Source organism: Roseivivax sediminis (assembly GCF_900112685.1).
In the GTDB taxonomy this organism is placed as follows: domain Bacteria; phylum Pseudomonadota; class Alphaproteobacteria; order Rhodobacterales; family Rhodobacteraceae; genus Roseivivax; species Roseivivax sediminis.
Genome location: NZ_FOMS01000009.1, coordinates 30,237 through 53,187, shown reverse-complemented (window position 1 = coordinate 53,187; position 22,951 = coordinate 30,237). Strand labels below are relative to the sequence as shown.

General features: G+C 69.1%; 23 protein-coding genes. 17 read left to right on the top strand and 6 right to left on the bottom strand.

Annotation, left to right across the window (positions count from 1 at the left end; all coding sequences use genetic code 11):
• Window positions 1-4 precede the first annotated feature (4 nt).
• Complete coding sequence (gene phnE, locus F3H57_RS14455; RefSeq protein WP_149756793.1) at window positions 5-1,324, top strand: phosphonate ABC transporter, permease protein PhnE; 1,320 nt, start codon at window positions 5-7, stop codon at window positions 1,322-1,324.
• Window positions 1,325-1,939 (top strand): DapH/DapD/GlmU-related protein, encoded by a 615-nt coding sequence (locus tag F3H57_RS14450; protein ID WP_149756630.1) that lies wholly within the window; start codon window positions 1,325-1,327, stop codon window positions 1,937-1,939.
• A gap of 128 nt (window positions 1,940-2,067) precedes the next feature.
• Here the strand turns inward: F3H57_RS14450 and phnF are convergent, their stop codons facing one another.
• Window positions 2,068-2,775, bottom strand: a complete 708-nt coding sequence (phnF, locus tag F3H57_RS14445) for a phosphonate metabolism transcriptional regulator PhnF (protein ID WP_149756629.1) — start codon at window positions 2,773-2,775, stop codon at window positions 2,068-2,070.
• A 124-nt stretch (window positions 2,776-2,899) separates the two neighbouring features.
• On the opposite strand from phnF, the gene phnG reads away from it, so the two are divergent.
• The 7 genes from phnG to phnN all read left to right on the top strand — a co-directional run bounded on the left by phnG (window position 2,900) and on the right by phnN (window position 8,026).
• The gene (phnG, locus tag F3H57_RS14440; RefSeq protein ID WP_394349837.1) at window positions 2,900-3,370 is read left to right on the top strand and encodes a phosphonate C-P lyase system protein PhnG; all 471 of its coding nucleotides are present in this window, start codon (window positions 2,900-2,902) and stop codon (window positions 3,368-3,370) included.
• Window positions 3,370-3,939 carry a phosphonate C-P lyase system protein PhnH gene (gene phnH, locus F3H57_RS14435; RefSeq protein WP_149756628.1) on the top strand — a complete coding sequence of 190 codons (570 nt, stop codon included), beginning with the start codon at window positions 3,370-3,372 and terminating at the stop codon, window positions 3,937-3,939. The genes phnG and phnH overlap by 1 nt, the downstream gene beginning before the upstream one ends.
• Window positions 3,939-5,030, top strand: coding sequence for a carbon-phosphorus lyase complex subunit PhnI (locus tag F3H57_RS14430; RefSeq protein WP_149756627.1), 1,092 nt, complete (start codon window positions 3,939-3,941; stop codon window positions 5,028-5,030). The genes phnH and F3H57_RS14430 overlap by 1 nt, the downstream gene beginning before the upstream one ends.
• Before the next feature lie 74 nt (window positions 5,031-5,104).
• The gene (locus F3H57_RS14425; protein ID WP_149756791.1) at window positions 5,105-5,956 is read left to right on the top strand and encodes an alpha-D-ribose 1-methylphosphonate 5-phosphate C-P-lyase PhnJ; all 852 of its coding nucleotides are present in this window, start codon (window positions 5,105-5,107) and stop codon (window positions 5,954-5,956) included.
• A complete protein-coding gene (gene phnK / locus F3H57_RS14420; protein WP_149756626.1) occupies window positions 5,953-6,723 on the top strand; it encodes a phosphonate C-P lyase system protein PhnK in 771 nt (256 codons plus the stop codon). Before F3H57_RS14425 ends, phnK begins: the two co-directional genes overlap by 4 nt.
• An 80-nt stretch (window positions 6,724-6,803) precedes the next feature.
• Complete coding sequence (phnL, locus tag F3H57_RS14415) at window positions 6,804-7,487, top strand: phosphonate C-P lyase system protein PhnL (RefSeq protein ID WP_149756625.1); 684 nt, start codon at window positions 6,804-6,806, stop codon at window positions 7,485-7,487.
• Window positions 7,484-8,026: a phosphonate metabolism protein/1,5-bisphosphokinase (PRPP-forming) PhnN gene (gene phnN / locus F3H57_RS14410; RefSeq protein ID WP_149756624.1), complete on the top strand. Its 543-nt coding sequence runs from the start codon at window positions 7,484-7,486 to the stop codon at window positions 8,024-8,026. Before phnL ends, phnN begins: the two co-directional genes overlap by 4 nt.
• On the opposite strand, the gene F3H57_RS14405 is transcribed toward phnN, so the two are convergent.
• Entirely contained in the window at window positions 8,008-8,697 is a 690-nt protein-coding gene (locus tag F3H57_RS14405) for a DUF1045 domain-containing protein (RefSeq protein WP_149756623.1), read from the bottom strand. The genes phnN and F3H57_RS14405 overlap by 19 nt on opposite strands.
• Window positions 8,698-8,771: 74 nt before the next feature.
• On the opposite strand from F3H57_RS14405, the gene F3H57_RS14400 reads away from it, so the two are divergent.
• Window positions 8,772-9,914, top strand: coding sequence for an alpha-D-ribose 1-methylphosphonate 5-triphosphate diphosphatase (locus tag F3H57_RS14400; protein WP_149756622.1), 1,143 nt, complete (start codon window positions 8,772-8,774; stop codon window positions 9,912-9,914).
• 6 nt (window positions 9,915-9,920) lie between these two features.
• Here the strand turns inward: F3H57_RS14400 and F3H57_RS14395 are convergent, their stop codons facing one another.
• The 3 genes from F3H57_RS14395 to F3H57_RS14385 form a co-directional block, all read right to left on the bottom strand.
• Window positions 9,921-10,280: a glyoxalase superfamily protein gene (locus tag F3H57_RS14395; RefSeq protein ID WP_149756621.1), complete on the bottom strand. Its 360-nt coding sequence runs from the start codon at window positions 10,278-10,280 to the stop codon at window positions 9,921-9,923.
• 151 nt (window positions 10,281-10,431) lie between these two features.
• Entirely contained in the window at window positions 10,432-11,325 is an 894-nt protein-coding gene (gene folD, locus F3H57_RS14390) for a bifunctional methylenetetrahydrofolate dehydrogenase/methenyltetrahydrofolate cyclohydrolase FolD (protein WP_149756620.1), read from the bottom strand.
• Between the two features lie 122 nt (window positions 11,326-11,447).
• Window positions 11,448-13,124: a formate--tetrahydrofolate ligase gene (locus F3H57_RS14385; RefSeq protein ID WP_149756619.1), complete on the bottom strand. Its 1,677-nt coding sequence runs from the start codon at window positions 13,122-13,124 to the stop codon at window positions 11,448-11,450.
• 357 nt (window positions 13,125-13,481) lie between these two features.
• Here F3H57_RS14385 and F3H57_RS14380 point away from each other — a divergent pair, with 357 nt between their 5' ends.
• Window positions 13,482-14,138 (top strand): LuxR C-terminal-related transcriptional regulator, encoded by a 657-nt coding sequence (locus tag F3H57_RS14380; protein ID WP_188129696.1) that lies wholly within the window; start codon window positions 13,482-13,484, stop codon window positions 14,136-14,138.
• Window positions 14,139-14,190: 52 nt separating this feature from the next.
• On the opposite strand, the gene F3H57_RS14375 is transcribed toward F3H57_RS14380, so the two are convergent.
• Window positions 14,191-14,967, bottom strand: coding sequence for an ion transporter (locus F3H57_RS14375; protein WP_149756618.1), 777 nt, complete (start codon window positions 14,965-14,967; stop codon window positions 14,191-14,193).
• 199 nt (window positions 14,968-15,166) lie between these two features.
• Here F3H57_RS14375 and F3H57_RS14370 point away from each other — a divergent pair, with 199 nt between their 5' ends.
• The 6 genes from F3H57_RS14370 to rmuC all read left to right on the top strand — a co-directional run bounded on the left by F3H57_RS14370 (window position 15,167) and on the right by rmuC (window position 22,949).
• The gene (locus F3H57_RS14370) at window positions 15,167-16,360 is read left to right on the top strand and encodes a pyridoxal-phosphate-dependent aminotransferase family protein (protein ID WP_149756617.1); all 1,194 of its coding nucleotides are present in this window, start codon (window positions 15,167-15,169) and stop codon (window positions 16,358-16,360) included.
• A gap of 5 nt (window positions 16,361-16,365) precedes the next feature.
• Window positions 16,366-17,310, top strand: coding sequence for an HpcH/HpaI aldolase/citrate lyase family protein (locus F3H57_RS14365; protein WP_149756616.1), 945 nt, complete (start codon window positions 16,366-16,368; stop codon window positions 17,308-17,310).
• 23 nt (window positions 17,311-17,333) lie between these two features.
• Entirely contained in the window at window positions 17,334-18,518 is a 1,185-nt protein-coding gene (locus F3H57_RS14360; RefSeq protein ID WP_149756615.1) for a malate--CoA ligase subunit beta, read from the top strand.
• A gap of 13 nt (window positions 18,519-18,531) precedes the next feature.
• On the top strand, window positions 18,532-19,431 hold the full coding sequence (sucD, locus tag F3H57_RS14355; protein WP_149756614.1) for a succinate--CoA ligase subunit alpha: 900 nt from the start codon (window positions 18,532-18,534) through the stop codon (window positions 19,429-19,431).
• 132 nt (window positions 19,432-19,563) lie between these two features.
• Window positions 19,564-21,414 carry a DNA mismatch repair endonuclease MutL gene (gene mutL / locus F3H57_RS14350; protein ID WP_149756613.1) on the top strand — a complete coding sequence of 617 codons (1,851 nt, stop codon included), beginning with the start codon at window positions 19,564-19,566 and terminating at the stop codon, window positions 21,412-21,414.
• Between the two features lie 59 nt (window positions 21,415-21,473).
• The gene (gene rmuC, locus F3H57_RS14345) at window positions 21,474-22,949 is read left to right on the top strand and encodes a DNA recombination protein RmuC (RefSeq protein WP_149756612.1); all 1,476 of its coding nucleotides are present in this window, start codon (window positions 21,474-21,476) and stop codon (window positions 22,947-22,949) included.
• The last annotated feature ends 2 nt before the right edge of the window (window positions 22,950-22,951 follow it).

The window sequence follows — 22,951 nt, the reverse complement described above, 5'->3', positions numbered from 1 at the left end:
CGTGATGCAAGGCACTGCAAGCCACGCCCGCTACGCCGCCGCCGAGGCGCTTCTGTCCCGCAAGCGGCTGATGGCCTTTCTCGTGCCGGGCGTGGTGCTCGCATACCTCGTCTACATCTTCTTCGCCTTCGACATCCCCGGCCTCGCGCAGCGCGCGGACCTCGAGAACGGCCGCACGCTGATCCGCGACGCCTACAGCTACAAGACCCACGTGACGCGCGACAACCGCTCCGGCGACGTCTCGGTGTCGATCGAGGGGGAGCGCAAGGGCGACTACCCCGAAGGCACCGCGCCCGAATGGGTCGCCCTGGGCGAAGAGACCGTGGTGACGCTGCCGCGCGGGCACGAGGTGCGCTTCCTGCCCGGCAACGCGCTTGTCTACGACTTCCCCGAGGGCGATCCGCGCGCCGATATCGAGGCCCGGATCGAGGATCGCGAGGTCGTCACCGACATCGGAGAGGCCCTGCCCGATCACGTCTCCCTATCCTCGTCGCGTCTGAACATCACCACCGAGGCGGGGCGCGTGTCGCTCACCAACAACCGGACCGAGGTGTTCCGCTACTTCACCGGGTGGGAGCTGTTCTTCTTCACCCTGGACAGCCCGTATCACGGCCACTCTTTCTGGAGCATCGCCTTCGGAGAGCGCATCGACTCCGAGCGCACCAACATCGCCGGCGCGGTGTCGGACTTCTGGAACAACGCCATGTGGCGCCACAAGGACGTCGCCTGGGCGATCTTCGAGACGATCCTCATGGCCTTCCTCGGCACCGCCGGCGCGGCGCTCATCGCGCTGCCGCTGGCCTTCGTCGCGGCCAGGAATTTCTCGCGCCTCTGGGCGGCACGCTTCGGCGTGCGGCGGATCTTCGACTTCGTGCGCGGGGTCGACGGCCTGATCTGGACCATCGTGCTCAGCCGCGCCTTCGGGCCCGGCCCGCTGACCGGCGCGCTGGCGATCCTGCTCACCGACACCGGCACTTTCGGCAAGCTCTTCTCCGAGACGCTGGAGAACGTCGACAGCAAGCAGATCGAGGGCGTGCAGTCGACCGGCGCGAAGAAACTCCAGCGCTACCGCTTCGGCGTGATCCCGCAGGTGATCCCGGTCTTCCTCAGCCAGGCGCTCTACATGCTGGAATCGAACACCCGCTCGGCCACGATCATCGGCGCGATCACCGGCGGCGGCATCGGGCTTCTGCTGACGCAGGCGATCATCACCCAGAAGGACTGGGAAGAGGTGACCTATTACATCGTGCTCATCATCCTGATGGTGATGTTCATGGACAGCGCGTCGTCCTGGCTGCGAAACAAGCTCATCCGGGGCGAGTAGATGCCCCGCCTTTCTCCGGACGCGCCGTATCTGCACCCCGAGTGCGAGATCACCGAAACCACCTTCGGCCGCTATTGCGAGATCGGACGCGGCAGCCGCATCGCGCATGCGCGGATCGGCGATTATTCCTATTGCGACCGCTACGCCGACATCGCCAACGCGCATATCGGCAAGTTCGCCAACATCGCCAGCTTCGCCCGCATCGGCCCGACCGATCACCCGATGGAGCGCGCCTCGCTGCACCATTTCCTCTATCGCTCCGGCGATTACTGGGACGATGCGGAGGCCGATCCGGATTTCTTCGCGCGCCGCCGCGCCCGGATCGCGACCATCGGCCACGACACGTGGATCGGCCACAACGCCATCGTCCGCCCCGAGGTCACGGTGGGCGACGGCGCCGTGGTCGCCGCCGGCGCGGTCGTAACCCGCGACATCGCCCCCTACGAAATCGCCGCAGGCATACCCGCCCGCCCGATGCGCCGACGCCTGCCCGAACCGGTCGCGGACCGGATGCGCGCGCTCGCCTGGTGGGACTGGGACCATGCCACCCTGCGCGCCCGCCTCCCCGATTTCCGCGCCCTCTCCGCCGAAGCCTTCCTCGAGCGCTACGAATAACGTCACCTGTCACCCTCGCGTCCCACGCCAGTCAGGAGCGCGCCCCCGGCTTTCATCTGCCCACAAATATCCCGGGGAGCGCGAGGGGCTGGCCCCTCGCTCCCTCGCGCACCAAGCGCGCGCACATCTCACCCCGCATGCACCAGCGCCACACGGTCGCCCGCGAACCATGTCGTGCCGCGCTCCACCGGCATGCCTTCGGGCGTCTCGTTGCGGCTGATCGTGCACAGGACCGGCTCGCCGTCTCGGAGCCCCAGATGCAGCGCCTGAGTCGCGCTCGCCCGCTCGGCGCTGATCCGGGTCTCGGCGCGCACGTAGTCGGCCACGCCGGCGCGGGCCAGCGCCTCGGTGACGGACGCCGTCTCGGCGAGGGCCGCGGCGAGACCGGGCAGGCGCGCGGCGGGGAAGACGCTCTCGAAATGGGCGATGGCGATTCCGTCCGACAGCGACAGGCCCTCGTAGACCACGACCTCCGACTCCCGGTCGAGGTCCAGCGCCTCGGCCTCGGCCCGCCGCGCCGGCCGGGTCTCGATCCGCAGCACGCGCTTTTCCGGCAGGTGCCCCGCGGCGCGCAGGTTCTGGTGAAAGCGCACGCGGCGGCCGAGCGCGTAGTCCGTGGGCACGATATCGACGAAGACCCCGGCGCCGCGACGCGACCGCACGAGGCCGCGCTCCGACAGATCCGAGAGCGCGCGGCGCACGGTGTGGCGGTTGACGCCGAAGCGATCCGACAGCGCGGCTTCGGTCGGCAAGCGCGCGCCGGGGGGATAGAGCCTCTCCGCGATCTCGGTCTCGAGCGTCTTCGCGATGGCTTTCCAGACCGGGTTTCGGGGCATGCGGATGTCTCCGGCTGAGGGCGTCATCAAAACTTCACGACGCGTGGTCTTGTGCGCCGGGCGGCTTCGGCGTAATTAGTTGTCTAGTTGTATAGTAATCGCGACAAGTGGACAAGATGTCGAGATGACGATGGCACAGGACAGCGAAGCAGAGGCGACAGAATCGCGCCGGGGCTGGATGGGGCTTCTGGCCCGTGCCGCGCCCGAAGCGCTGGCGGCGCGGGTGGAGGCGCTCGATCCGCCGCTGCCGGAGGCCGAATGGCTGCGCGTGCCGCAGACCGGCGGGGTGATGGTTCGCGGCCAAATGGGCGGCACAGGCGCCCCCTTCAACCTCGGCGAGATGACCGTCACGCGCTGCGCGCTGCGCCTGACCGACGGTACCGTGGGTCATGCTTACGTGCAGGGCCGCGACCGGGCGCATGCCAGGACCGCGGCGCTGGTCGACGCGCTGATGCAGGGCGAGCGCGCGGCGGAGCTGCGTTCGGCCGTGCTGGATCCGCTCGATGCTGCGGAAACGGCCGCGCATCGGGACCGTGCGGCGAAGGCGGCGGCGACGCGGGTCGATTTCTTCACCATGGCGCGGGGAGAGGATTGATGACGCAGGATGCCCTGTCCGGCGGCTTCGCCGATCCGGCCCGCGCCGCGGCCGAGGCGTTCCGCGCCTCGCTCGACGCGCTCGCCCGGCCCGGCACGATCCACCGCGCCTCCGGCGGGTCCGGGCCGGCGCCGCTGTCACCCGCGGCCGCGACGCTGCTGCTGACGCTCTGCGATGCCGGCACGCCGCTGCACCTCGCGGGGGACCACGACACCGCCGACATCCGCGCCTGGGTGGCCTTCCACCTCGGGGCGCCTCTGGTCGCGCCGGGCGCGGCGCAGTTCGCGCTTGGCACATGGCAGGCGCTCGGACCGCTTGGCGCCTATCCGCAGGGCGAATCCGAATATCCCGACCGCTCCGCCACGCTGATCGTCGAATGCGGCGCGCTGGAGGCGCGGGGCTCGCGGCTCACCGGGCCGGGCATCGCCACCGAGGCGCGGCTTTCCCTGCCCGAGACGGAGGCGTTCCGCGCCAATGCCGCGCGCTTCCCGCTCGGGCTCGATTTTTTCTTCTGCGCGGGGGACCGTCTGGCGGCCCTGCCGCGCACCACGCGCGTGGAGGCAGGCTGATGTACGTGGCGGTGAAAGGCGGCGAGCGCGCCATCGACAACGCCCATGGCTGGCTCGCCGAGGAACGGCGCGGCGACCGGGACGTGGCGGAGCTGAGCGTGGCGCAGATCCGCGAGCAGATGGCGCTGGCGGTGAACCGGGTGATGGCGGAGGGCTCGCTCTACGATCCGGACCTCGCGGCGCTGGCGATCAAGCAGGCGCGGGGCGACCTGATCGAGGCGATATTCCTGATCCGGGCCTATCGCACGACGCTGCCGCGCATCGGCGCCTCGCGGCCCGTCGACACCGGCGCGATGCGCTGCGACCGGCGGATCAGCGCGACTTTCAAGGACGCGCCGGGCGGGCAGGTGCTGGGGCCGACCTTCGACTATACCCACCGGCTGCTCGACTTCCTGCTGGAGGCCGGCGCCGAGGTGCCGGAGGCCGAGACGGACGAGGCCGACATGGTGCCGAAGCCGAGGATCACCGAGTATCTCGGCCGCGACGGGCTGATCGAGGCGGAGGCGGATAGCGACGCGGAGCCGCCCGACATGACCCGCGCGCCGATGGCCTACCCGGCGGACCGGGCGCTGCGGCTGCAGGCGCTGACCCGCGGCGACGAGGGTTTCGTGCTTGGCATGGCCTATTCGACGCAGCGCGGCTACGGGCGCAACCACCCCTTCGTGGGCGAGCTGCGCATCGGCGCGGTGCCGGTCGAGATGGAGGTGCCCGAGCTCGGCTTTGCCATCGAGATCGGCGAGGTGGTGCTGACCGAATGCGAAAGCGTGAACCAGTTCGCCGGCTCGAAGACCGAACCGGCGCAGTTCACCCGCGGCTACGGGCTGGTGTTCGGGCAGACCGAGCGCAAGGCGATCTCCATGGCGCTGTGCGATCGTGCGCTGCGCTGGGAGGAGCTGGGCGAGGAGAATGTCGGCGCGCCGGCGCAGGACGCCGAGTTCGTGCTGAGCCATGCCGACAACATCCAGGCGACCGGGTTCCTCGAGCATATCAAGCTGCCGCATTACGTCGATTTCCAGTCTGAGCTGGAGCTCGTGCGCAAGCTGCGGCGCGAGGCGGGTGCAGCGGACGCCCATGCGGAGGCGGCGGAATGAGCGGGGGCAGCTCCTCCGCCGTGGCCGGCGTCGTCGCTGGCCCGGCCGGGACAACGGAAGGATCGAGCGCGATGATGGACGGGCAGGCCGAGGCCTACAACTTTGCCTATCTCGACGAGGAGACCAAGCGGATGATCCGCCGCGCGCTCCTCAAGGCGGTGGCGATTCCGGGCTACCAGGTGCCCTTTGCCAGCCGGGAGATGCCGATGCCTTACGGCTGGGGCACCGGGGGCGTGCAGCTCACCGCCGCCTGCCTTCGGCCCGACGATACGCTGAAGGTCATCGACCAGGGCGCCGACGACACCACCAACGCGGTGTCGATCCGCCGCTTCTTCCAGCGGACCGCCGATGTGGCCGTGACCGAGCGGACGGCGGAGGCGACGGTCATCCAGACCCGCCACCGGATCCCGGAGACGCCGCTCAGAGAAGACCAGATCCTCGTCTACCAGGTGCCGATCCCCGAACCGATGAGGTTTCTCGAGCCCCGCGAGACCGAGACGCGCAAGATGCACGCGCTGGAGGAATACGGGCTGATGCACGTCAAGCTCTACGAGGACATCGCGCGGCACGGGCATATCGCCACCTCCTACGCCTACCCGGTGAAGGTGGAGGGGCGTTACGTCATGGATCCCTCGCCGATCCCGAAATTCGACAACCCGAAGATGGAGATGGCGGCGCTGCAGCTGTTCGGCGCTGGCCGCGAGCAGCGGATCTACGCGATCCCGCCGCATACGCGGGTGGTCAGCCTCGATTTCGAGGATCACCCGTTCGAGGCCTCGAAGGCGGACCAGGCCTGCGCCCTATGCGGAGCTGAGGACAGCTATCTCGACGAGGTGATCACCGACGATGCGGGCACGCGGATGTACGTGTGTTCGGACACCGATTACTGCGGCACCCGGCAGGCAGCCGGGGAGGAGGCGCGATGACCCCGCTTCTGGACGTGCGCGGCCTGGAAAAGCGCTACGGAGCGCGGATCGGCTGCACCGACGTGTCCTTCGACCTCTGGCCGGGCGAGGTCATGGGCATCGTCGGCGAGAGCGGGTCGGGCAAGTCGACGCTGTTGAGTTGCCTTGCCGGTGACCTTGCGCCCGACAGGGGCGAGGTGATCTTCGACACCCGCGATCGCGGCCCGGTCGACACGGTGACGATGTCAGAGCCCGAGCGGCGGATGCTGGGGCGGACCGACTGGGCCTTCGTGCACCAGACGCCGCGCGACGGGCTGCGTATGGGCGTGAGCGCCGGCGGCAACGTGGGCGAGCGGCTGATGGCCGTGGGCGCCCGGCATTACGGCGAGATCCGCACCCAGGCGCTCGACTGGCTGGGCCGGGTCGAGATCGCGGCGGACCGGATCGACGACCGGCCGCGGGATTTCTCGGGCGGGATGCAGCAGCGGCTGCAGATCGCGCGCAACCTCGTCACCGGGCCGCGGCTGGTATTCATGGACGAGCCAACCGGGGGGCTCGACGTCAGCGTGCAGGCGCGGCTTCTGGACCTGCTGCGCGGGCTGGTGCGCGAGATGGGGCTGTCGGCGATCGTGGTCACGCACGACCTCGCGGTGGTGCGACTGCTGGCGGACCGGCTGATGGTGATGCAGGGCGGGCGCGTCGTGGAGGCGGGGCTGACCGACCAGGTGCTCGACGATCCGCAGCACGGGTACACGCAGCTTCTGGTGTCGAGCGTGTTGCAGGTGTGAAGGCGTCGTGGGGGCGCTGCCCCCACACCCCCGGAGTATTTTGAAGCCCAAAGAAGCAGGGGCGCGGGAGTAGTGGCGAGATGATCGAATTGAGGGACGTGGCGAAGACGTTCACGCTTCACAATCAGGGCGGGGCGGTGATCCGGGTGATGGATGGCGCGGCGCTGTCGGTGGCGCCGGGTGAATGCGTGGCGTTGACCGGTGCGTCGGGTGCGGGCAAGTCGACGCTGATGCGGATGATCTACGGCAATTACCGGGCGGCGTCGGGGTCCATCGTCGTGGGCGGCGTCGACCTGGCGGGGGCCGCGCCGCGCGAGATCATCCGGCTGCGGCGCGAGACTTTGGGCTATGTCAGCCAGTTCCTGCGCGTGGTGCCGCGGGTGCCGACGCTCGACGTGGTGGCCGAGCCGTGCCTCGCGCTCGGGATGGCGCGCGAGGCTGCGGGGGAGCGGGCGGCGGCGCTCCTGTCGCGGCTGAACGTACCGGAGGCGCTCTGGGGCCTGTCGCCGACGACCTTCTCGGGCGGGGAGCAGCAGCGCGTGAACATCGCGCGGGGCTTTGCGCACGACTACCCCGCGCTCCTGCTGGACGAGCCGACGGCGAGCCTCGATGCCGTGAACCGGGGGATCGTGCTCGATCTGATCGGCGAGGCGAAGGCGCGCGGCGCGGCGATCGTCGGGATCTTCCACGATCTCGAGGCGCGCGCGGCGGTGGCCGACCGGGAGGTCGACGTGACCGCCTTCACGCCGGGGCAGGCGGCATGAGCGGACGGGCCTTTGCCGTCGTCGGCCCCTCGGGCGCGGGCAAGGACACGCTTTTGCAGGCGGCGCTGGCGCGGCGGCCGGATCTCTACCTCGTGCGCCGGGTCATCACGCGCGGCGCGGAGGCGGGCGGTGAGGATTTCGAAGGCGTGAGCGCGACGGAGTTCGCCCGGCGGGACGCGGCCGGAGACTTCGCGCTGACCTGGCAGGCGCACGGCCTCAGCTACGCCATCCCCGAGGCGGCGCGGGAGGCGCAGGCCGAAGGCCGCGACGTGGTGTTCAACGGCTCGCGCGCCATGCTCGGCGCGGCGGCGGAGGCGTTCGCGGACCTGCGGGTGATCCTCGTGACCGCGCCGCGCGAGGTGCTTGCGGCGCGGCTTTCCGAACGCGGGCGCGAGAGCGCCGATGAGATCGCCGCGCGCGTGGACCGGGCCGTGCCGCCTCTGCCCGAGGGGCTACCGGTGACCGAGATCGACAACGGCGGCGCGCTGGGCCCCGCCGTGGAGGCGATGCTCGCCGCGCTTCAGCCGGTGAGGGCGTAGCGGTGTACCAGATGGAACATGCCGTCCGGCGCCTCGCCGAAAAGGCAGAGCGATGCGATCCGGTAGGGCGCCGGCAGGAGCGGCGCGAACCAGGCGCCGAGCGCGGCCTCGGTCGCGGCAAGCTCCTCGGGCGGCAGCGGACCCGTCAGGGTGATGTGGAAGCGGAATTCCTCCATCACGTAAGGGTAGCCGAACTCTGCCAGCAGCGCCTCCTGCCGGTCGCTGAGCCGTCCGGCGCGGCGGCGGGCCAGCTCTTCGTCCGTGAGAAGGGCCCGGTGGCGGTCGAGGTCGCGCACGCAGGCCCCTGCCAGAGCGTCGAGCGCGGCCGTCTCCCCGTCCGGCACGAGGGCGAGGAAGGGGCCGATCCGCGCCAGCCGCAGACCCGGCAGCCTCACCGGGGCGCGCTCCGCCGCCAGAGCCTCCACCTCGGCGGCGAGCGCCTCGGGCGTCGATCCTTCCGCCAGGCGAAACGGGGGTTTCAGCGTGGCGTGAACCCCGTACTTGCGCGGCCGTGCGGTGATTTCCGCCACGGGCCGTGGCAGGCCGGGCACGTCGGGGTGATCGCGCGGCGCCGCGGCCGCGGAATCCCAGCCGAGCCAGCGCGACAGCGTGTCGGCGAACGCCCCGGTTTCCGGGGCATGGTAGAGAGCGTAGCGCTTGTAGTCGGTCACGGGCTCTGGCCTAACGCGCAAATGTCACATCCGGATGTCACGACCTTGAAGCAGGCGCGGCAAGCGAGGGCAAGATGAACGAGACCATTCTGACGAACGCGCGGATCGTGCGCGAGGACGAGGTCGTGACCGGCACGCTGGTCCTGAAGGACGGCCGGATCGCGGAGATCGCGAAGGGCGCCAGCACCGCGCCCGGTGCCGTCAATTGCGGCGGCGATCACCTGATCCCCGGCCTGATCGAGCTGCACACCGACAACCTCGAGCGGCATATCGAGCCGCGCCCGGGCGTCGCCTGGCCACACATGACAGCCATCCTCGCCCATGACGGGGAGCTCGCCAGCGCCGGGATCACCACGGTCTTCGACGCCATGCGCGTCGGCTCCATCGTGCAGGAGGCGGAGACGGAATACGGCAAGTACGCCCGCGCGCTGTCGCGCGAGATGTTCGGCCTGCGGGCCAAGGGCGCGCTGCGGATCAGCCATTTCCTGCACCTGCGCGCAGAGGTCTGCTCGGAGACGCTGCTTGAAGAACTCGGCGAATTCGGGCCCGAGGACCGGGTCGGCATCCTGTCGATCATGGACCACACGCCGGGCCAGCGGCAGTTTCGCGACATCTCCAAGCTGCGGGCCTACGTGATGGGTAAGCACGGCGTCGACGAGGCCGGCTTCCAGCGGCATGTCGCGCAGCTCAAGGCGCTGCAGGAGAAGGTCGGCGCGGCGCACGAAGCGGGTGCAGTCGAAGCGGCCGGGCGACTCGGCGCGGTGCTGGCGAGCCACGACGACACCACCGCGGATCAGGTGGAGGTGAGCCGCGGTCACGGCGTGCGCCTGGCCGAATTTCCCACCACCGAAGAGGCGGCCGAGGCCTGCCACGCCAGCGACATCGCGGTAATGATGGGGGCGCCCAACCTCATCCGTGGCGGATCGCATTCCGGCAACGTCGCAGCGGAGCGGCTGGCCAAGGCGGACCGGCTGAACATCCTGTCGTCGGACTACATCCCGTCCTCGCTGATGCTGGGGGCGTTCCGGCTCGGCACGGTCTGGGACGACCTGCCGCGGGCGATCCGCACGGTCACGGCCGCGCCGGCGGCAGCGACGGGCCTGACCGATCGGGGCCGCATCGCCGAAGGGTTGCGCGCCGACGTGGTGCGCGTGGCGCATGTGGACGGCACGCCCGTCGTCCACGGCGTCTGGAGCCAGGGCCGGCAGGTCGGCTGAGGCGCCTCAGCCCACCGCCTGCCAGAAGGTGAGCCGGTTGCCGGCGGGATCGGTCACGGTCATCTCCATGTCGCCCCAGGGCTGGCGCACCGGCACGCCGGGGCGCCCGAAGCCGTAACCGGACGCGGCCAGGCGGCGCTGGAACGCCAGGAGGTCCGGCTCGGCGATCCGCACGCGCGCGCCGGGGCAGCAATCGCCGTGGTGCTGCGACAGGTGCAGCTCGGCGCCGCCGCGAATGACGCCCATGTAGAGCGGCAGGTCGGGGGCGAAGCGGTGCTCGAACCGCTGCTCGAAGCCGAGAAAGCCGAGGTAGAAGTCGCGCGTCGCGGCGATATCGAACATGCGCAGGATCGGTGTCACGGGCATTCGGGCGCTCCGGCAGGCCTATGAATGGCAGCGGCATGGCGCCGCCGTCTCCTCTTGACGCCTCGGCACGCGGGCAGTCCCGCGCCGCATTGCGACAAGACGCCCGGCCCGAAACGAGGTCCATTGCCCGAGCCGCTGCCGCCATCCCCGCTCAGACCGTGAGGTCCGCCGGCTCCTCCAGCCCGTTCGCCCGGCAGCAGGCCGTCGTGGTGTTGGCCAGAAGGCAGGCGATGGTCATCGGGCCGACCCCGCCCGGCACCGGGGTGATCGCACCGGCGACCTCCGAACAACTGGCGAAGTCGCAATCGCCCACGAGCCGGGTCTTGCCCTCGCCCGCATCGATCCGGTTGATGCCCACGTCGATCACCGTCGCGCCGGGCTTGACCCAGTCGCCCGGCACCATCTCCGGCCGGCCAACGGCGGCGACGAGGATGTCGGCGCGGCGGCACACCTCCGGCAGGTCCTTGGTGCGCGAATGCGCGATGGTCACCGTGCAGCTGTCGCCCAGCAGCAATTGCGCCATTGGCTTGCCGACGATGTTCGACCGCCCCAGCACCACCGCGTTCATGCCCGACAGCGACCCGTGGTGATCGCGCAGCAGCATCAGGCAGCCGAGCGGCGTGCAGGGAACCATGGATTTCTGCCCGGTGCCCAGCAGCCCGACATTCGAGATGTGGAAGCCGTCGACATCCTTAGCCGGGTCGATGGAGTTGATCACCAGATCGCTGTCGAGGTGATCCGGCAGCGGCAGCTGCACGAGGATCCCGTGCACCTCCGGATCGGCATTCAGCTGCGCGATCAGCGCCAGCAGGTCCGCCTCGGAGGTATCCGCGTCCAGCCGGTGCTCGTAGGAGTTCATCCCCGCCTCGCCCGTCTGCTTGCCCTTGGACCGGACATAGACCTGGCTCGCCGGGTCCTCGCCCACCAGCACCACGGCGAGGCCGGGGGTGATCCCGTGATCCTGCCGCAGCCGGGCGACATGCCCCGCCACCCGCTCGCGCACCTTGGCCGCAAAGGCCTTGCCGTCCAGTATCGTCGCTGCCATCGCGCCTGTCCCCTTCACCTTCTTCTCGTTGCAAATACTCCCGCCGGAGGCAGGAGGCGACCCCCTTCGGGGGGTGCCGACCGCCGCGGGCGGGGCTCGATGCCCCGTCCGCGGCGCGCCCGTCAGAACAGGCCCTCGATCTCCCCCGCGTCGTTGAGCCGGATGTTTTCGGCCGACGGCACCTTGGGCAGGCCCGGCATGGTCATGATCTCGCCGCAGATGGCGACCACGAAGCCCGCGCCCGCCGACAGGCGCACTTCGCGCACCGGCAGGTCGAACCCCTCAGGCGCGCCGCGCCGCGTCGGGTCGGTGGAGAACGAATACTGCGTCTTGGCCATGCAGACCGGCAGGTTGCCGTGGCCCTGCTCCTCCCACTCCCTGAGCTGGCTGCGCACCTTGTTGTCCACGGTGACGCTGCCGGCGCGGTAGATCTTCTTCGCCACCGTCTCGATCTTCTCCAGAAGCGGCATGTCGTCGGGGTAGAGCGTGCTGAAGTCGGATTCGCCGCCATCGGCGATCTCGGCCACGCGGGTCGCCATCTCTTTCATGCCGGCCGAGCCTTCGGCCCAGTGCTTGCACAGGATCGCCTCGGCGCCCTGGCCGGAGACGTAGTCCTTGACCGCCGCGACCTCGGCATCGCTGTCGCCAGCGAAGTGATTGATACCGACCACCACCGGGACGCCGAAGCCTTTCACGTTCTCGATGTGACGGCCGAGATTGGCGCAGCCTGCCTTGACCGCCTCGACGTTCTCCGCCCCGAGGTCGGCCTTGGCGACGCCGCCGTTCATCTTCATCGCCCGCACCGTCGCGACGACCACGACGCAATCGGGCGACAGGCCCGCCTTGCGGCACTTGATGTTCATGAACTTCTCGGCCCCTAGATCGGCGCCGAAGCCGGCTTCGGTGACCACGTAATCGGCCAGCTTCAGCGCGGTCCGGGTGGCGATGACCGAGTTGCAGCCGTGCGCGATATTGGCGAACGGCCCGCCATGCACGAAGGCGGGGTTGTTCTCCAGCGTCTGCACCAGGTTGGGCTGCATCGCCTCGCGCAGGAGCACCGTCATCGCGCCGTCGGCCTTGATGTCGCGGGCGTAGACCGGCGTCTTGTCCCGGCGGTAGGCCACGATCATCGCGCCGAGCCGCTCCTGCAGGTCGGACAGGTCCTTCGCGAGGCACAGGATCGCCATGACCTCGGAGGCGACGGTGATGTCGAAGCCGGCCTCGCGCGGGAAGCCGTTGGCCACCCCGCCGAGCGAGGTCACCACCTGCCGCAGCGCCCGGTCGTTCATGTCCAGAACGCGCCGCCAGACCACGCGGCGGATGTCGATCTGCTCCGCGTTGCCCCAGTAGATGTGGTTGTCGATCATCGCCGACAGGAGGTTGTGCGCCGACGTGATCGCATGGAAATCGCCGGTGAAGTGAAGGTTCATGTCCTCCATCGGCACGACCTGCGCGTAGCCGCCGCCGGCGGCGCCGCCCTTCATCCCGAAATTCGGCCCGAGCGAGGCTTCGCGGATGCAGATCGCCGCGTTCTTGCCGATCGCGTTCAGCCCGTCACCGAGGCCGACGGTCGTCGTCGTCTTGCCCTCGCCCGCGGGCGTGGGGTTGATCGCCGTCACCAGAATCAGCTTGCCGTCCGGGCGCCCGTCCAGCCCGTTGATGAAGTCCTGCGACACCTTCGCCTTGTCGTGGCCGTAGGGCAGCAGGTGGTCGCTGCCGATTCCCAGCTTCTCGCCGATCTCCTGGATCGGCCGCTTGGAGGCAGCGCGCGCGATCTCGATGTCGCTTTTGGGTGCCATGGTCATTCTCCCTCGTGTCTGTATGGTGCGCGGCGCCGGCTGTCGGACCGGCCGCATGTCGGTGTTCTGCGCCTTCGCGTCCGCAGGGGCGACAAACTCGCTCCCTCTCGAATATTCTCACGGTTAAATAATATTTCCTAAGCGTCAATGGCGCTTTTTGGGTTAATCCGGGTGGATCGGTCCCGGACCGGAGCCGATCGGATGCAGGCGTCGCTATCGGAAACCTCGCTGCGCCGCAGCGAAAGAATACGCAAGAATACCGTGACTTTGGCAGGATGCCTCGCAGACTGGGAGGATCGTCGAGATGGCGTGCCGGGCTGCCGGCACGGTATCCTGAACCACGTCTGGAGGAGGACCATGACCGTATCGGTGAACACGATCGAGAGCCCCGCGGCCACCATTGCGGTCGCCCCGGTGCGCGTGTTCCTGGTCGAGCCCAACCCCCTCGTGGTCTCGGCCCTGGGGCAGTGTTTCGGCACCGATCCGAGGTTCGAGCTTGTCGCCTCGGCGCCCGGCGGACGCGCGCTTCTGGCGGCGGAGGCGGGCGGCTTCGACCTCGCCGTGGTGGCGTGGAAGACCGCAGACATCCCCGCCATCGACATCCTGCGCAGCTGGAGGGAGGCCGGCCGGACAGAGCCGGTGACGGTCTTCTCCAGCACCCGCGATCTGGGCACCGTGCGGCAGGCGGTGCGGCTCGGCGCGCAGGGCTATTGCTACCAGTTCGACGACCCGTCGGTGCTGTTCGACACGCTGCACGCGGTGGCCAACGGGCGCATCTGCGTGCCTTTCATCGACGTGACGGAGATCAACGACACCCCCCTGTCACAGCTCACCGTGCGCGAGAGGGAGCTTCTCGACGTGCTGTCGCGCGGCTGGACCAACCAGCAGATCGCCGACCGGACGGGCATCTCCGAGAACACGGTGAAGTACCACCTCAAGAACCTCTACGAGAAGCTCGGCGTGCGGAACCGCGCGATGGCCGTCGCCGTCTATTCGCGCGAACGCGACCGCTAGGCGCCGCCTCTCGTAGGGTGGGCAATCTGCCCACCCCGGCTTGGCCGCAGTGCTACTCGTCCCGCTCCGCGAGCCGCCGGTCGATGGCGTCGAGCCGGCGCAGCACCTCGTCGCGGTAGTCCGTGGTTGCGGCCTGCGATTCCTCGGCATGCGCCTCCTGCATGGAGTTCACGATCAGGCCGACGATCAGGTTCACCACCGCGAAGGTGGTCACCAGGATGAACGGCACGAAGAACGCCCAGGCGTGGGGGTAGACCTCCATCACCGGGCGCACGATGCCCATCGACCAGCTTTCCAGCGTCATGATCTGGAAGAGCGTGTAGGCCGAATGCGGGATCGTGCCGAACCACTCGGGGAACGCGTCCCCGAAGAGCTTCGTGGCCATCACCGCGCCGATATAGAAGATCAGCGCCATCAGCAGGAAGACCGACGCCATTCCCGGCAGCGCGGACACGAACCCTTCGACCACCCGGCGCAGCGTCGGCGCGACCGAGACGAGGCGCAGAAGCCGCAGGATCCGCATCGCCCGCAGGACCGACAGCCCCTGCGTCGCCGGCACCAGCGCGATCCCCACCACGAAGAAATCGAAGAGGTTCCAGCCGTCGCGGAAGAACCGCCCGCCCTGCGCGATCAGCTTGGCGCCAAGCTCCAGCACGAAGATCGCCAGGCACAGCCGGTCGAGCGTCACGATCAGACCGCCCGCCGCCGCCATCGCCGCGTCCGAGGTCTCCAGCCCGAGGATCACCGCGTTGAACAGGATCACCCCGGTGATGACGTGCCGCGTGATCGGCCGGTCGAGGATCGCGGAAAGGCGCTGGCGGAAGGTCATCGGCTCACCCGTGGTTGCGTCGCGCTGCCTTAATGCGGGTGCGCACCGCACCCGGCAAGGGGGTGCGCGCCGGCGCCGGCCGGGTAGCGGCGCCCTACCCGCCGGCGGTGATTTCCTATCCTGCGGTGTGTGGGCCGAAGCGCCGTGCCGGCGCAGGCTGAGGGCCAGAGATCGACCGCGGCCCGAAGGAGATTCCGCCATGCCCGGCTTCAGCCACCTCTACATTCCCGGCCCCACCAACCTGCCCGAAGCGGTGCGCCGCGCCATGAACGTGCCGATGGAGGACATGCGCGCCCCCGACTTCCCGGACCTGACCCGCCCGGTCTTCGAGAAGGCGCAAAAGGTGTTCCGCAACAGCGAGGGCCGCGTCTTCATCTACCCCTCCTCGGGCACCGGCGCATGGGAGGCGGCGATCCAGAACACCCTGTCGCCCGGCGACAAGGTGCTGATGAGCCGGTTCGGCCAGTTCTCGAACCTCTGGGTCGACATGGCGCAGCGCATGGGTCTCGACGTCGACGTGATCGATTGCGAGTGGGGCGAGGGCGTGCCGGTGGACCAGTACGCCGAGCGGCTGAAGGCCGACAAGACGCACGATTACAAGGCGGTCTTTGCCACCCATAACGAGACCGCCACCGGCGTGACCTCGGACATCAAGGGCGTGCGCGAGGCGCTCGACGCCGCCGGGCATCCGGCGCTGCTGATGGTCGACGGGGTGTCGTCGGTGGGCTCCATCGAGTTCGACCAGGACGCCTGGGGCGTCGATTGCGCGGTGTCGGGCTCGCAGAAGGGTTTCATGCTGCCCGCCGGTCTCGGTATCCTGTCGGTCAGCAAGTGGGCGCTGGAGGCGCACAAGACCGCGGAGTTCCCGCGCTGCTACTTCTCCTTCGAAGACCAGATCCGGATGAACGACACCGGATACTTCCCCTACACGCCGGCGACGCAGCTTCTGCGCGGCCTCGACGTGTCCTGCGACATGCTGCTGGACGAGGGGCTGGAGAACGTCTGGGCGCGGCACCGCCGGCTCGCCTCGGGCGTGCGCGCGGCGGTGGAGGCCTGGGGGCTCACGCTCTGCGCGGCGCGGCCCGAGCTGTGGTCCGACACGGTCAGCGCCATCGTCGTGCCGGATGATCGCGACGCCCGCGACGTCATCGCCGCCGCCTATGCCAAGTACGATACCTCGCTCGGTTCCGGCCTCGCCAATGTGGCAGGCAAGGTGTTCCGCATCGGCCATCTCGGCTGGCTGAACGAAGGCATGGTCTGTACCGCGCTTTCGGCCGCCGAAATGGCGATGATCGAGTGCGGCTTCGAGATCGAGGCCGGGTCCGGCGTCGGCGCGGCGATCCGCCTCTTCGCCACGTCCGATGCCCCCCAGATGAAAATCGCAGCGGAGTAAGCTTCATGTCCCACATTGTTCACGGCATGCGCGCGTCCCGGCTTCAGCGCTCGACGCTGGCTGTGCCCGCCTCCAACCCCACCATGGTCGAGAAGGCCGCGGACAGCGCCGCCGACATGGTGTTCCTCGACCTCGAGGACGCGGTCGCGCCCGGCGACAAGGTGCAGGCCCGCAAGAACGCGATAGAGGCGCTCAACGACATCGACTGGAAGGGCAAGAACAAGCTCACCAGCGTGCGGATCAACGGGCTCGACACCCACTACATGTACCGCGACGTGGTCGACGTGATGGAGCAGGCCGGCCAGTTCCTCGACGTGGTGCTGATCCCCAAGGTCGGCCTGCCGCAGGACGTCTACATGGTCGAGGCGATGCTGAGCCAGATCGAGATGGCGATGGGTTTCGAGCGCCGCGTCGGCATCGAGGCGCTGATCGAAACGCCGCTCGGCATGGCGAACGTCGAAGCCATCGCCGCCGCGCCCTCGCGGCTCGAGGCGATGCATTTCGGGGTCGCGGACTACGCCGCGTTCCACAAGGCGCGCACGGTGAATATCGGCGGGCTCAACCCGAACTATCCGGGCGACCAGTGGCACGCGGCCCTCAGCCGCATGACCACCGCCTGCCGCGCCTATGGCCTGCGCCCGATCGACGGCCCGTTCGGCGATTTCAGCGATCCGGACGGCTTCCGCGACGCCTGCCGGCGCGGCGCGGCGCTGGGGATCGAGGGCAAGTGGGCGATCCATCCCAGCCAGATCGAACTGGCGAACGAGGAATATTCGCCCACCGACGCGGAGGTCGAGCGCGCGCAGAAGATCATCGCCGCGCTGAAGGAGGCCGCGTCGGCCGGCAAGGGCGCCGCCAGCCTCGACGGCAAGATGATCGACGCGGCGTCCGAGAAGATGGCGATGAACGTGCTGGCCGTGCAGGACACCCTGCGCGCCCGTGCCGCCTGAGCGGCGGGAAAGGGAGGAAAACCATGGACATCCACGAATACCAGGCCAAGGAGCTTCTGGCCAAGCAGGGCATCCGCCTGCCGCGCGGCGCGCTGGCCTATTCGCCCGAACAGGCCGCCTACCGCGCCTCCGAGATCGGCGGCACCGCCTGGGTGGTGAAGGCACAGATCCATTCCGGCGCCCGCGGCAAGGCGGGCGGCATCATCCTCTGCCGGTCGGAGAAGGAGGTGGAGGACGCCGCCGACAAGCTTCTGGGCGCGCGGCTCGTCACCCACCAGACCGGGGAGCGCGGCAAGCTCGTCTCGCGCCTCTATATCGAGGAGACGGTGCAGATCGACCGGGAGATCTATCTCGGCTTCGTGCTCGACCGGAAGGAAGAGCGGATCATGATCGTCGCCTCCGGCTCCGGCGGCATGGAGATCGAAGAGATCGCCGAGAACGAGCCCGACAGCATCGTGCGCCAGGTGGTCGATCCGGGTGTCGGCATGCTGCCCTTCCAGGCGCGCGAACTGGCCTTCGGTCTCGGCCTCGACGGGGCGCTGATCGGCAAGGCGTGCCAGGCGATCATGGGCAGCTACCGCGTCTTCCGCGACCACGACGCGGCGATGCTGGAGATCAACCCGCTGGTGGTCTCGCACGACGAGATCTACGCGCTCGACTGCAAGATGTCGTTCGACGAGAACGCCGTCTTCCGCCGCCCCGAGATCATGGAACTGCGCGACAAGAGCCAGGAGGACCCGCGCGAGACCTTCGCGTCGGATCGCGGGCTGTCGTACGTGGGCCTCGAGGGCAATATCGGCTGCATCATCAACGGCGCCGGCCTCGCGATGGCGACGCTCGACATGATCAAGATCGCTGGCGGAGAGCCGGCGAACTTCCTCGACATCGGCGGCGGCGCGAGCCCCGAGCGCGTGGCGAAATCCTTCCGCGCGGTGCTTCAGGACCGCAAGGTGGAAGTGATCCTCGTCAACATCTTCGCCGGCATCAACCGCTGCGACTGGGTCGCCGAGGGCGTCGTGAAGGCGCTCGAAGAGGTCGGCGTGGGCGTGCCGCTGGTGGTGCGCCTGTCCGGCACGAAGGTGGAGGAAGGCCGCGCCATCCTGAAGGAGCGGGCGCCGTCGGTGATCGTCGCCGACACGCTCAAGGACGCGGCGGAAAAGGCGGTGGCGGCCAGGAAGGGCGCCGAAAGCACCGTCGCAGCGCAGTAAGGGAGGACAGCACATGGCCATTCTGATCGACGAGACGACGCCGGTGATCGTCCAGGGCTTCACCGGCCGCATCGGCACCTTCCACGCGGAGGAAATGCTCGCCTACGGCACCAATGTCGTCGGCGGCGTGACCCCCGGCAAGGGCGGCGGCACCCACATGGACCTGCCGGTGTTCAACACCGTGAAGGGCGCGGTGCGCGAAACCGGGGCAGAGGCGTCCATCATCTTCGTGCCGCCGCCCTTCGCCGCGGACGCGATCATGGAAGCCGCCGATGCCGGCATCAAGTATTGTACCTGCATCACCGACGGCATCCCGGCGCAGGACATGATGCGCGTGAAGCGCTACATGCGCCGCTACCGCTCGGACCTGAAGATGCGGCTGACCGGGCCGAACTGCGCCGGCACGATCTCTCCGGGCCGGGCGATGCTGGGGATCATGCCGGGGCAGATCTACACGCAGGGGCGCGTCGGCGTCGTGGGCCGCTCGGGCACGCTGGGCTACGAGGCGGCGAGCCAGATGCAGGCACACGGCATCGGCATCTCAACCTCCGTCGGGATCGGCGGCGATCCGATCAACGGCTCCTCGTTCAAGGACATCCTGATGCTGTTCGAGGAAGATCCGGATACCGACGCCGTGGTGATGATCGGAGAGATCGGCGGCCCGCAGGAGGCCGAGGCGGCCGAATGGGCGCGCGAGCACATGAAGAAGCCGCTGATGGCCTACGTGGCGGGGCTTTCGGCGCCGAAGGGCAAGAAGATGGGCCATGCCGGCGCCATCGTGCAGGCCTTCGGCGAGAGCGCGCAGGAGAAGGTGGAGATCATCCGCGAGGCCGGTCACACGATCATCCCCAACCCCTCCGCCTTCGGCGAGACGGTGGAGGCGGTGCTCTCCGGCCGCAAGGCCGCCGCCTGACATCGAAGCAACTCCCCGACTGCAGGCGGCTTTCGGGTCGCCTGTTTTTCTTGGTGCCGTTTCGAAAACCGGCCTTCGCGGGCGCGGAAAAGGCGTTGCCCGACTCGGCGCGCGGCTGCTAGATATCGTGTGATGACGACGCACAGCCCCAATATCCGCGCCGAACGCCCCGCGATTCGCCAGCTCGACGATGCCGCGATCAACCGCATCGCCGCCGGCGAGGTGGTCGAACGCCCCGCCTCCGCGGTCAAGGAGCTGGTGGAGAACGCCATCGACGCCGGCGCCCGCCGCATCGCCATCGACATCGCGGATGGCGGCAAGACCCTGATCCGGGTGTCGGACGACGGCTGCGGCATGTCTCCCGAAGATCTGCCGCTGGCTCTGTCGCGGCATGCCACGTCGAAGATCGACGGCACCGACCTTCTGAGCATCCACACGTTCGGGTTCCGGGGCGAGGCGCTGCCGTCACTCGGCGCGGTGGGCCGGCTGATACTGCAATCGCGGGCCGAGGGCGGCGAGGCGGCGGAACTGACCGTCGCGGGCGGCATCGCGACTGGCCCCAAGCCCTGCGCGCGCAGCACCGGCACGACCGTCACCCTGCGCGATCTGTTCTACGCGACGCCCGCGCGGCTGAAGTTCCTGCGCACCGACCGCGCCGAATCGCAGGCGGTGGGGGAGGTGGTGCGCCGGCTTGCGATGGCAGAGCCCTCAGTCGGGTTCACCCTGCGCGACGTGTCGGGCGGGGGCGAGGGGCGCGTGACCTTCCGCGCCGATCCCGTCACGGGGGACCTGTTCGATGCGCTGCGCGGGCGTCTGTCGCAGGTCATGGGGCGCGAATTCACCGATAACGCGATCGCCGTCGACGCGGAGCGGGACGGCATCCGGCTGACCGGCCTTGCCGGCCTGCCGACCTATTCGCGCGGCTCGGCGGTGGCGCAGCACCTCTTCGTCAACGGGCGTCCGGTGAAGGACCGGATGCTGCTGGGCGCGCTTCGAGGTGCCTACCAGGATTTCCTGTCGCGCGACCGGCACCCGGCGGTGGCGCTGTTCGTCGATTGCGACCCGCGCGCGGTCGACGTCAACGTGCACCCCGCGAAGTCCGAAGTGCGCTTCCGCGACTCCGGCACCGTGCGCGGGCTGGTCGTCTCGGGCTTGCGTCACGCGCTGGCCGAGGCCGGGCACCGCGCCTCCACCACCGTCGCCGGGGCGGCGCTGGGGGCGATGCGCCCCGAGCCGTCCGGCCCGCCGCGCGTCTACCAGATGGACCGCCCCTCGCCGGCGGCGCGCGCCGCGTCCCACGTCGCGCAGGCGCCCGGTTTCGCGGAGATGGAGCCGGCCTGGTCCGGCCGCGTGGTGGAACCGGAGCCCGAACCGGCCGAACCCGCGCAGGAGGCCCCGGCCGCGCTGCCGCTTGGCGCCGCGCGCGGGCAGGTGCACGAGAACTACATCATCGCCCAGACCGAGGATGGCCTCGTCATCGTCGATCAGCACGCGGCGCATGAACGGCTCGTCTACGAGAAGCTGAAGGCGCAGATGGCCGAACGCGGCGTGCCGGCGCAGGCCCTCCTGATCCCCGAGATCGTGGAACTGTCCGAAGGCGACGCCGCGCTGATCCTGTCGGTCGCGGAGGATCTGTCGCGCATGGGCCTTGGCGTGGAGCCCTTCGGCGGCGGCGCCGTCGCGGTTCGCGAGACGCCGGCGATCCTCGGCGAGGTCAACGCCGAGGCGCTCCTGCGCGACGTGCTGGACGAACTCGCGGATGGCGGGACTGCAACGCTGGTGCAGGAGAAGCTGGAGGCGATCCTGTCGCGCGTGGCCTGCCACGGCTCCATCCGCTCGGGCCGCAGGATGCGGGCCGAGGAAATGAATGCACTCCTGCGGGAGATGGAGGCGGTGCCCCATTCCGGCCAGTGCAACCACGGCCGGCCCACCTATGTCGAATTGAAGCTGACGGATATCGAACGGCTTTTCGGCCGAACTTGACGGACATCCCAAAGCGTCTCTGATGCCGCAAACGGGTATATACATTCGGGAAATCGAAAATGGACGTGCTGCTTGATACGGCGGGGCCGGCCTATCCGCTCTTGCTCGGCCTCCTGGCCCTGTCCGCAATCCTTGCGGGCGTGTCCGCCGTGCTGCGCAATCGCCTTTCGGCAAGGGTCCGCGATGTCGCGGAGCTGACCCGCACGCTCGAACAGGAGCGCGCGGCGCTGAAGGAGGAGCGCGAGCAGCGCACCGACCTTGCCGCGAAGCTATCGGCCGAGACGACGCGCGCCGAACGCCTGCCGGGGCTGGAGCGGGAGCTGAGCGCGGAACGCACCGCGCGATACGAGGCGCAGCAGGCCAATACCCGGCTCGAGACCGAGATGGACGCGCTCAAGCGCGCGAACGAGGAAAAGCTCGCCGAATTGCGCGATATCCGGAAGCAATTGGAAGAAAAATTCACGTCGCTCGCCGGGACGGCCCTCGAGGACAATTCCAAGCGGTTCCTGAACCTGGTGAGCGAGAGGTTCGAAAAACACAAGGAAACCGCGGAAAAGGAATTGAACACGCGCCAGGAGGCGATCGGCAACCTCGTCAAACCGCTGCAGGATCGCCTGTTGAAATTCGACGAGCGCATGGGTGAGATCGAGAAGGCCCGGAACGAAGCCTACGGCGCGATCCGCACGCAAGTGGAGCAGCTGACCCTCGGGCAGACGACGCTCAACGCCGAGACCCGCAAGCTGGTGCAGGCACTGCGCGCGCCCAAGACGAGGGGCCGCTGGGGCGAGATGCAACTGCGCCAGGTCTTCGAGATGGCCGGCATGACCGAGGAGGTCGATTTCCTCACCGAGACCTCGATGGAAACGGATGAGGGCCGGCGGCGCCCCGACGCGCAGGTCCGCATTCCCGGCGGCAAGAGCATCATTGTCGACGCCAAGACCCCGCTCGATGCCTATCTCGACGCGCTCGAGGCGGAAACGGCGGACATGCGGGAGGCGCATATCACGCGGCACGCGCGGCAGGTGCGAGAGCACATCAAGGTGCTGGCGTCCAAGGCCTACCAGGACCAGCTCGACACCACGCCGGATTTCGTCGTGATGTTCATCCCCGGCGAGACCTTCGTTTCGGCGGCCTGCGAAGCCGATCCCGGCCTGCTGGAATTCGGGTTCGAAAAGCGCGTGCTGATCGCGACGCCGACGACCCTGATGGCCCTGATCAAGGCCATCGCCTATGGCTGGCAGCAGGAGAAGATGGCCGAGAACGCCGCCGAGGTGCAGCGCGTGGCGCGCGAGATCTACGATCGGCTCGGCACGTTCGCGTCGCATCTCGACAAGGTCGGGCGCAGTCTTCGGACGTCCGTGGACGCCTACAACAAGTCCGTCGGTTCACTGGAGGGGCGCGTTCTGCCGTCCGCCCGCAAGTTCGAGAGCCTGGGCGTCGTCGGCCCGAACGACAGCCTCGACCAACTCGCTCAGGTCGAGGTCGAGCCGCGCGCGCTTTCGGCGCGGGAATTCGTGCCGGGCTCTTCGGGCTGACA

Excerpts from the sequence above, each read along its gene's own strand:
- F3H57_RS14395 (WP_149756621.1), bottom strand. The coding sequence starts at position 10,280 with ATGCCCGTGACACCGATCCTGCGCATGTTCGATATCGCCGCGACGCGC.
- sucD (WP_149756614.1), top strand. The coding sequence starts at position 18,532 with ATGGCCATTCTGATCGACGAGACGACGCCGGTGATCGTCCAGGGCTTC.
- phnE (WP_149756793.1), top strand. The coding sequence starts at position 5 with ATGCAAGGCACTGCAAGCCACGCCCGCTACGCCGCCGCCGAGGCGCTT.
- mutL (WP_149756613.1), top strand. The coding sequence starts at position 19,564 with ATGACGACGCACAGCCCCAATATCCGCGCCGAACGCCCCGCGATTCGC.
- phnL (WP_149756625.1), top strand. The coding sequence starts at position 6,804 with ATGATCGAATTGAGGGACGTGGCGAAGACGTTCACGCTTCACAATCAG.
- phnN (WP_149756624.1), top strand. The coding sequence starts at position 7,484 with ATGAGCGGACGGGCCTTTGCCGTCGTCGGCCCCTCGGGCGCGGGCAAG.
- folD (WP_149756620.1), bottom strand. The coding sequence starts at position 11,325 with ATGGCAGCGACGATACTGGACGGCAAGGCCTTTGCGGCCAAGGTGCGC.
- F3H57_RS14450 (WP_149756630.1), top strand. The coding sequence starts at position 1,325 with ATGCCCCGCCTTTCTCCGGACGCGCCGTATCTGCACCCCGAGTGCGAG.
- phnK (WP_149756626.1), top strand. The coding sequence starts at position 5,953 with ATGACCCCGCTTCTGGACGTGCGCGGCCTGGAAAAGCGCTACGGAGCG.
- phnG (WP_394349837.1), top strand. The coding sequence starts at position 2,900 with ATGACGATGGCACAGGACAGCGAAGCAGAGGCGACAGAATCGCGCCGG.
- phnF (WP_149756629.1), bottom strand. The coding sequence starts at position 2,775 with ATGCCCCGAAACCCGGTCTGGAAAGCCATCGCGAAGACGCTCGAGACC.
- F3H57_RS14360 (WP_149756615.1), top strand. The coding sequence starts at position 17,334 with ATGGACATCCACGAATACCAGGCCAAGGAGCTTCTGGCCAAGCAGGGC.
- F3H57_RS14430 (WP_149756627.1), top strand. The coding sequence starts at position 3,939 with ATGTACGTGGCGGTGAAAGGCGGCGAGCGCGCCATCGACAACGCCCAT.
- F3H57_RS14380 (WP_188129696.1), top strand. The coding sequence starts at position 13,482 with ATGACCGTATCGGTGAACACGATCGAGAGCCCCGCGGCCACCATTGCG.
- phnH (WP_149756628.1), top strand. The coding sequence starts at position 3,370 with ATGACGCAGGATGCCCTGTCCGGCGGCTTCGCCGATCCGGCCCGCGCC.
- F3H57_RS14375 (WP_149756618.1), bottom strand. The coding sequence starts at position 14,967 with ATGACCTTCCGCCAGCGCCTTTCCGCGATCCTCGACCGGCCGATCACG.
- F3H57_RS14370 (WP_149756617.1), top strand. The coding sequence starts at position 15,167 with ATGCCCGGCTTCAGCCACCTCTACATTCCCGGCCCCACCAACCTGCCC.
- rmuC (WP_149756612.1), top strand. The coding sequence starts at position 21,474 with ATGGACGTGCTGCTTGATACGGCGGGGCCGGCCTATCCGCTCTTGCTC.
- F3H57_RS14400 (WP_149756622.1), top strand. The coding sequence starts at position 8,772 with ATGAACGAGACCATTCTGACGAACGCGCGGATCGTGCGCGAGGACGAG.
- F3H57_RS14365 (WP_149756616.1), top strand. The coding sequence starts at position 16,366 with ATGTCCCACATTGTTCACGGCATGCGCGCGTCCCGGCTTCAGCGCTCG.
- F3H57_RS14385 (WP_149756619.1), bottom strand. The coding sequence starts at position 13,124 with ATGGCACCCAAAAGCGACATCGAGATCGCGCGCGCTGCCTCCAAGCGG.
- F3H57_RS14425 (WP_149756791.1), top strand. The coding sequence starts at position 5,105 with ATGGACGGGCAGGCCGAGGCCTACAACTTTGCCTATCTCGACGAGGAG.